Raw genomic sequence first — 7,176 nt, forward strand, 5'->3', positions numbered from 1 at the left:
GTCACCTTCAGAATCGATTTCTCTCCAAATCGCAATGCCTTAGGATTACATGCGATTCCCCTGCCCTCCAGGGGAGGATGGATACCTCCCTTGGGGTTTTCATCTCCATCCCACTCCGCTAAACCGCGCGCCATGAACCGTACCGGACTCTTCATTGCCCTGGCGCTGTGGCTCGTGATCGGCGTCGTCTTCGGCCTCTATCCCGAGCTCGACCTCAAGCTCGCATCGCTGTTCTTCGATCCCGCGACCAAGACGTTCCCGCTCAAGCTGAACGGGTGGGCCGGCTTTGCGCGCGATGCGGCGATGTGGATCGCCTGGGCCTTCGTGCTGCCGTCAATCGCGGCGCTTGTTGCGAAGATGATCCGGCCGGACCGGCCGCTAATCGTGCGGGGACGCACGATCATCTTCTTGCTGGTGACCATGATCATGTCGGCCGGCATCCTCACGAACCTGACCTTCAAGACCTATTGGGGCCGGCCGCGGCCGGTGGTGGTGACGGAATTTGCCGGCGACCAGCAATTCGTGCCGTGGTGGGATCCCCGCGGCGGCTGCGCGCGCAACTGCTCGTTCTTCTCGGGCGAGGGCGCGACCGCCTTCTGGACGCTGGCGCCCGCGGCGCTGGCCCCGCCGGCGTGGCGGCCGCTCGCCTATGCCGGCGCCGTCATCTTCGGCGCGCTCACCAGCGCCCTGCGTATGGCCTTCGGCGGTCACTTCTTCACCGACGTGGCCATCGCCGGCCTCGTCACCTTCGTCGTGATCTGGTTCGCCTACGCTCTGATTTACCGCTGGCCGCGGACGCGGTTCTCGGACGAAGCGGTGGATGCCGCCCTGTCCCGGCTGAACATGCCCGCCTATCGGCTGCGCCAGCGCCTGTTCGGCCGCAAGATCGGTCCCGAGCCCTCGGTTTGAGCCATTAAAGGGGTGCCGAGCCCCGCGAAATTTGATATTCGCGCGGTCGAACGCACCCGTCACATCAGCTTGAGACCCGATTGGAAGCTCCATGACCACGATCCTGAAAAGCCTGCCCAAGGGTGAGAAAGTCGGCATCGCTTTTTCGGGCGGCCTCGACACCTCTGCGGCGCTGCTCTGGATGAAGCAGAAGGGGGCGCGCTGCTACGCCTACACCGCCAATCTCGGCCAGCCGGATGAAGCCGACTACAACGAGATCCCGCGCAAGGCGCTGGAGTTCGGCGCCGAGAACGCGCGCCTCGTCGATTGCCGCACGCAGCTGGTCCACGAGGGCATCGCCGCGATCCAGTCCGGCGCCTTCCACATCTCGACCGGCGGCATCACCTATTTCAACACCACGCCGCTCGGGCGCGCCGTCACCGGCACGATGCTGGTCGCGGCCATGAAGGAGGACGGTGTCAACATCTGGGGCGACGGCTCGACCTTCAAGGGCAACGACATCGAGCGCTTCTACCGCTACGGCCTGCTCACTAATCCCGGCCTGAAGATCTATAAGCCCTGGCTCGACCAGCAGTTCATCGACGAGCTCGGCGGCCGCGCCGAGATGTCTGCGTTCATGACCGCGCAAGGCTTCGCCTACAAGATGAGCGCGGAGAAGGCGTATTCGACCGACAGCAATCTGCTCGGCGCCACGCACGAGGCGAAGGATCTCGAGAGCCTCGACAGCGGTATCAAGATCGTCAACCCGATCATGGGCGTGCCGTTCTGGCGCGACGACTGCAATGTCAAGGCCGAGAAGGTCGTGGTGCGCTTCGAGGAAGGACAGCCGACCGCGCTCAACGGCCAGACCTTCTCCGATCCCGTCGCGCTGTTCCTCGAAGCCAACGCGATCGGTGGCCGTCACGGCCTCGGCATGAGCGATCAGATCGAGAACCGCATCATCGAGGCCAAGAGCCGCGGCATCTATGAGGCGCCCGGCATGGCGCTGCTGCACATCGCCTATGAACGCCTTGTCACCGGCATCCACAACGAGGACACGATCGAGCAATACCGCATCAGCGGCATGCGGCTGGGACGCCTGCTCTATCAGGGCCGCTGGTTCGATTCGCAGGCCCTGATGCTGCGCGAGACCGCACAGCGCTGGGTCGCGCGCGCCGTCACCGGCGAAGTCACGCTCGAGCTGCGCCGCGGCAACGATTATTCGATTCTCAACACTGAGAGCCCCAACCTCACCTATGCGCCGGAGCGGCTGAGCATGGAGAAGGTCGAGGACGCCGCCTTCACGCCGGCCGACCGCATCGGCCAGCTCACCATGCGCAATCTCGACATCGCCGACACCCGCACCAAGCTCGGTCTCTATTCGAAGACCGGCCTGTTGTCGGGCAGCGAAGGCTCGCAGATCTTCCGGCTCGAGAGCGACAAGGGCTGAGGCTTTCCGGAGCCCGGATTGCGCTTCTCTCCATCCGGGCTACGAGCTTAATGACGCTGTCATTCTCGGCCGCTACGCTTCCACTTCTGTTGGAAACGGGATTGCGGAGCATCGCACATGGTCAGGGGATCGGCACTCGCCTCTCTCATTGTTCTCTGTTGGGCATCATCATCGTCGGCGCAGACGATCTATCCGATCGATCGCGCCGAGATCCTGGCGGGAGCCAAGTTCGACTTCAAGGTCGAGCTCCCCGGGCTGGTCGATTCCGCCAAGTTGAAGGTGACGGTGAACGGCGCGGATTATGCAGCCGCGTTCGGCCGCTCCGGAACCTTCATCGAGCGCGAGGACGGCAAGGAGCAGTCGGCCCTGGTCCTGCGCGACGTCACGCTGACCAAGCCGGGCAGCGTCGCCGTGGAGGTGAGCGACGGCACGCGCCAGCGCAGCGTCACATGGACGGTTTACGACACCGGCCCGCGCAAGGCGAAGAACGTCATCCTGTTCATCGGCGACGGCATGTCGCCGGCGCATCGGGTCGCCGCGCGGATCCTGTCCAAGGGCATTTCGGAAGGCAAGAGCCGCGGCAAGCTCGCCATCGACGACATGCCCCATATGGCGCTGGTGGCAACCGCCGGCTCGGACTCGATCATTACGGATTCCGCGAACTCGGCGAGCGCCTATGCGACCGGGCACAAGAGCGCCGTCAATGCCCTTGGCGTCTATGCCGACCGCAGCGCGAGCCCGCTCGACGATCCCAAGGTCGAAACCATCACCAGCCTTGCCAAAAGGCGGCTCGGCATGGCGATCGGTGTGGTCACCAATACCGAGATCGAAGACGCGACGCCGGCGGCGATGGTCGCGCACACCCGCCGGCGCGCCGCCTACGACGACATCGTCGAGCAGTTCTTCGCGGCAAAGCCGGATGTGATGATGGGCGGCGGCAGCGCGAATTTTCTGCCGAAGTCGGCTGCCGGCTCCAAGCGCAAGGACGAGACCGACTACATCGCGAAGTTTCGCGATGCCGGCTATCAGGTGGCGACCACCGCGGGCGAGCTCAGCGCCTCTGCCGCCAAGCAAGAGACGAGCAAGCTGCTCGGCCTGTTCGCCACCGGCAACATGGACGGCGCGCTCGACCGCAAATTCCTCAAGGGCGGCGGCGTCAAGAAATTTCCCGAGCAGCCTGATCTGACCGAACAGGTGCAGGCGGCGTTGAAAATCCTCTCGAAGAACGAAGCCGGCTTCTTCCTGATGGTCGAATCCGGAATGATCGACAAATACGCGCATTTGCTCGACATGGAGCGTGCCGTCTACGACACGATCATGCTCGACAACGCGGTGCGTCAGACGCGCGAATGGGCGCGCGCACGCGGCGACGACACCCTCATCCTGGTGCTGGCCGATCACAATCATCCCAACAGCCTCGTCGGCACGGTGAACGACGACATGGGCACGACGCCCAACGTGCCCCTGCGCGAGCGCGTCGGGGTCTATGATCAGGCCGGATTTCCCAACTATCCCGCGCCGGATGCGGAAGGTTATCCGTCACGCGTCGACGTGAGCCGCCGGCTTGCCATCTTCTCGGCGAGCCTGCCCGATCATTATGAGACGTTCCGCCCGAAGCTCGACAATCCCAACGAGCCGACCGTCAAGGCCGGCGACGACGGCACCTTCAAGGCCAACGAGAAATACAAGGAGGTCCCGGGCGCGGTGCTGCGCCCCGGCAATCTGTCGTCGCTGGTCGGCGCCAGCGTGCATTCGGGCGAGGACGTCATTGTCACGGCGACGGGCCCGGGGAGCGAGCGCGTGCACGGCTCGATGGACAATACCGAAGTGTTCCGTGTCATGGCCGAGGCGCTGGGATTGGCTGCGCGAGAATGATGGGGGCGACTGCCAACCTGGGCGCAATTATTCCTGCCGCAGGCGAGCGCGGCAGGACGGGCCGCCCTGGTCCGCTCACGTTCTATCAATTCACGACGCGTGAGGCGGCGTGAAGACCAGCTTCACGCAGCTGCGGAAGAGCATGATCTGCCGCTCCAGCCGCTTCGGGTCGTTGAGCGTCTTCGACATGATGATTGCGCCGTCGACCACGCACGAGATCATCTCCGCGAGATCGTCGAGGTCGATCGGCTCGCGGGGCGGATAGACCGCGGCGATGCCGTCGAGAATCTCGCGGAAGTGCGCATTCCAGCTCCGGACCGATTGCGCGGTCAGATCGCGAACGTCGCGGTCGAACAAGCGCTCCTGGTAGCAGATGCTGGCGATCAGGCAGCCGGGATGGCCGTTCGGCAGATCGGCCATGACTTCGGCGAGTAGTTTCAGCGAGATCAGGAACGACTGCAGCGGGTCGTCGGAGAGCTCACGTCCGCGCCTGAAGATCTCGTCGAACAGGCGGTCATTCGTATCCACGTAGCGACGCAGCATCTCCCGTGCGAGCGCGTTCTTATCCCTGAAGTGATAGAAGAACCCGCTCTTGGTCAGTCCGGCCTCGGCAATGACCTCCTCGATCGAGGTGGCGCCGAAGCCCTTCGCGAGCACCGCCGCTTCCGCGATCTCGAGAATGCGCTCGCGCGTCGCTTCGCCCTTTCCCATCGATGTCTCCAGAACTGTACCGACGGTGCAGAAATTGGCCCTTGGGGCCAAGGCCCACTCCGCGTGACTCCTGCAAATCATTGATTTGTCTCCGCTTGCGGGTGGAAGTTCAGCCGCACCATGGGGCTTCTAGAGCGACGCGACATTTTGCGGCACCAAATGCCGCGACCGAACACGGGCGTAGCGCGACCGAGTGAAGAGTGCGGCCCGTCCAAATCATGGAGCGATCAATGGCCAGATACAGACAGGGTCTGCCGCAGCGCGGCGGCGGCATTTTCCTGACCGACGGCGGCATGGAAACAACCCTCATCTTTCAGCACGGACTGGAGCTGCCCCACTTTGCGGCATTCGTGCTGCTCGACAGCGCGGATGGCCGTGCGCATTTGAGGCAGTACTACGAAGCCTACCTGCGCATCGCGCGGCAGCATGGGCTCGGCTTTGTCCTCGACAGTCCGACCTGGCGCGCCAACCCTGATTGGGGCGCCAAGCTCGGCTATGATGCGGCCAGGCTTAAGGCCATTAACATGCGCGCCATCCGCTTCCTCGACGAATTGCGCGGCGCTTGGGAGTCCCCCGCCACGCCTTGCGTCATCAATGGCGCGATCGGTCCGCGAGGCGACGGCTACAAGGCCGGCAACATGGACGCGGCGGAGGCGGAAGCCTACCACTCAGACCAGATCGCGGCCTTCGCCGAGGCGGGTGCCGACATGGTGACTGCATTCACGCTGAACAGCATCAACGAAGCGGTGGGCGTGGTCCGTGCATCCAAGAGGCAGGACATTCCGGTCGCGATCTCTTTCACGGTCGAAACCGATGGCCGCCTCGTCCGGGGAGAGTCGCTGCGCGAGGCGATCGAGGCGGTCGACGACGCAGCCTGCGAATACTTCCTGATCAATTGCGCGCACCCAACTCACTTCGAGAGCGCACTCGCCGCAGGCGAGGCGTGGGTTCAACGCATCCACGGCATCAGAGCCAATGCATCGGTCAAGAGCCACGCCGAGCTCGACGAATCGGAGGCGCTGGACAGTGGTGATCCCGCAGATCTCGGCCGCCGCTACCGTTTGCTCAGGCGCGCATTCCCTGGCATGCGCATTCTCGGCGGCTGTTGCGGCACCGATCACCGGCATGTTGCCGCCGTTTGCGAGGCATGTCTGCCGTCGGAAACGATGACGGCGTGACAAGAAAAATGGCCGGGATCGCACCCGGCCATTGTCTTCTTGCGAAGGACTTACTGGCGCGGCGGAGGCGCCGCATTGGCCTGGCCGCCATTGAGCAACGGCGTGATGCGGCGGACGGTGACGCGCCGGTTGATCAGGCTCGAGCCTTGCGTCTGCTCCTTCAGATACTGCTCGCCATAGCCCTGCGACGTCAGGTTCTCCGCGGGCACACTGAATTGCTGCGTCAGCAATTCGGCTGCGGCCTGCGCGCGGCGATCCGACAGCGACAGATTGTCGACCTCGTTGCCGACCGCATCGGTGTGGCCCTCGATCAGGAACACCTCCTGCGGATTGGCCTGGATCGCCTGGTTGATGCCTTCTGCGATCACCTGGAGCCGCGCCGCCTGATCCGGCGGAATGGTCCACGATCCCGTCTCGAAGGTGATCGTGTTGACGTCGATGCTCGGCATCTGCATGCGAACATTCGGGCTGTAGCGGATCTCGTCGAGCGAGTAGCGCCGATCGATCCGCTGCACCGGAGGAGCCCGCATCGTTTCGTAGATCACCTGCGGCGGCGCTTCCTGGGCGTCGACGATGTAGCGATCATAGGGAATGCTGACCACCGGCGGCGGCACGTCGACGTAGAAGCCGCCGACCGCCCGCGGATCGCGGTAGGTGTTGTCGATGATCACGATCTCGCGTCCGCGCGGGTCCCTGCGGATACGACGCAGCAGCGAGCCGTCTGGGCCGACCACGGTGATCACCTCGCTGCCGTCGGGACGGATCACGACGGTGCGGGTTTCGCCGCCGACGGTGTCGGTGCGGATGTCGCGGGCGCCGTAGCGGAAGCGATAGAGATCGTTGCCGCGGACATAGGCCTGCCCGCCCGGATCGCGGATGATGATGCGGTCCGGCTCGGTATAGACGGTGCGGCCGCCTTCGACGACCTCGCGCCGCTGGCTATGAATATCGGCGATGGTGGCGCCGATCACGGCGCCGGCCACCACGCCCGCGCCGATCGCAAGCGGCGTCAGGTCACGCTGCTGCGGACGCGGCGGCGGCGGCAAGGGCGCCGCGACTGTCGGCGCGGCGCGG

6 protein-coding genes are annotated in these 7,176 nt (G+C 64.5%); 4 read left to right on the forward strand and 2 right to left on the reverse strand.

The genetic code is table 11. The features are described 5' to 3' along the window. Nucleotides 1–132 precede the first annotated feature (132 nt). From ACM43_RS10085 to ACM43_RS10095, 3 genes are all read left to right on the forward strand, one after another. A complete protein-coding gene (locus tag ACM43_RS10085; protein ID WP_271539897.1) occupies nucleotides 133–909 on the forward strand; it encodes a phosphatase PAP2 family protein in 777 nt (258 codons plus the stop codon). Between the two features lie 91 nt (nucleotides 910–1,000). Further along, the gene (gene argG, locus ACM43_RS10090) at nucleotides 1,001–2,338 is read left to right on the forward strand and encodes an argininosuccinate synthase (protein WP_271539898.1); all 1,338 of its coding nucleotides are present in this window, start codon (nucleotides 1,001–1,003) and stop codon (nucleotides 2,336–2,338) included. A 117-nt stretch (nucleotides 2,339–2,455) separates the two neighbouring features. Then, on the forward strand, nucleotides 2,456–4,213 hold the full coding sequence (locus tag ACM43_RS10095; RefSeq protein WP_271539899.1) for an alkaline phosphatase: 1,758 nt from the start codon (nucleotides 2,456–2,458) through the stop codon (nucleotides 4,211–4,213). Nucleotides 4,214–4,303: 90 nt separating this feature from the next. Here the strand turns inward: ACM43_RS10095 and ACM43_RS10100 are convergent, their stop codons facing one another. Continuing rightward, the gene (locus ACM43_RS10100; protein WP_157285081.1) at nucleotides 4,304–4,924 is read right to left on the reverse strand and encodes a TetR/AcrR family transcriptional regulator; all 621 of its coding nucleotides are present in this window, start codon (nucleotides 4,922–4,924) and stop codon (nucleotides 4,304–4,306) included. A 230-nt stretch (nucleotides 4,925–5,154) separates the two neighbouring features. On the opposite strand from ACM43_RS10100, the gene ACM43_RS10105 reads away from it, so the two are divergent. Next, a complete protein-coding gene (locus ACM43_RS10105) occupies nucleotides 5,155–6,102 on the forward strand; it encodes a homocysteine S-methyltransferase family protein (RefSeq protein ID WP_271539900.1) in 948 nt (315 codons plus the stop codon). A gap of 50 nt (nucleotides 6,103–6,152) precedes the next feature. On the opposite strand, the gene ACM43_RS10110 is transcribed toward ACM43_RS10105, so the two are convergent. Then, nucleotides 6,153–7,176 (reverse strand): OmpA family protein (locus tag ACM43_RS10110; protein ID WP_271539901.1); only part of this gene is annotated, 1,024 nt, incomplete at its 5' end.

Origin of the sequence: Bradyrhizobium sp. CCBAU 45321, assembly GCF_028128975.1 — a bacterium.
GTDB classification, from domain to species: Bacteria; Pseudomonadota; Alphaproteobacteria; order Rhizobiales; family Xanthobacteraceae; genus Bradyrhizobium; species Bradyrhizobium yuanmingense.

Excerpts from the sequence above, each read along its gene's own strand:
- argG (WP_271539898.1), top strand. The coding sequence starts at position 1,001 with ATGACCACGATCCTGAAAAGCCTGCCCAAGGGTGAGAAAGTCGGCATC.
- ACM43_RS10105 (WP_271539900.1), top strand. The coding sequence starts at position 5,155 with ATGGCCAGATACAGACAGGGTCTGCCGCAGCGCGGCGGCGGCATTTTC.
- ACM43_RS10085 (WP_271539897.1), top strand. The coding sequence starts at position 133 with ATGAACCGTACCGGACTCTTCATTGCCCTGGCGCTGTGGCTCGTGATC.
- ACM43_RS10095 (WP_271539899.1), top strand. The coding sequence starts at position 2,456 with ATGGTCAGGGGATCGGCACTCGCCTCTCTCATTGTTCTCTGTTGGGCA.
- ACM43_RS10100 (WP_157285081.1), bottom strand. The coding sequence starts at position 4,924 with ATGGGAAAGGGCGAAGCGACGCGCGAGCGCATTCTCGAGATCGCGGAA.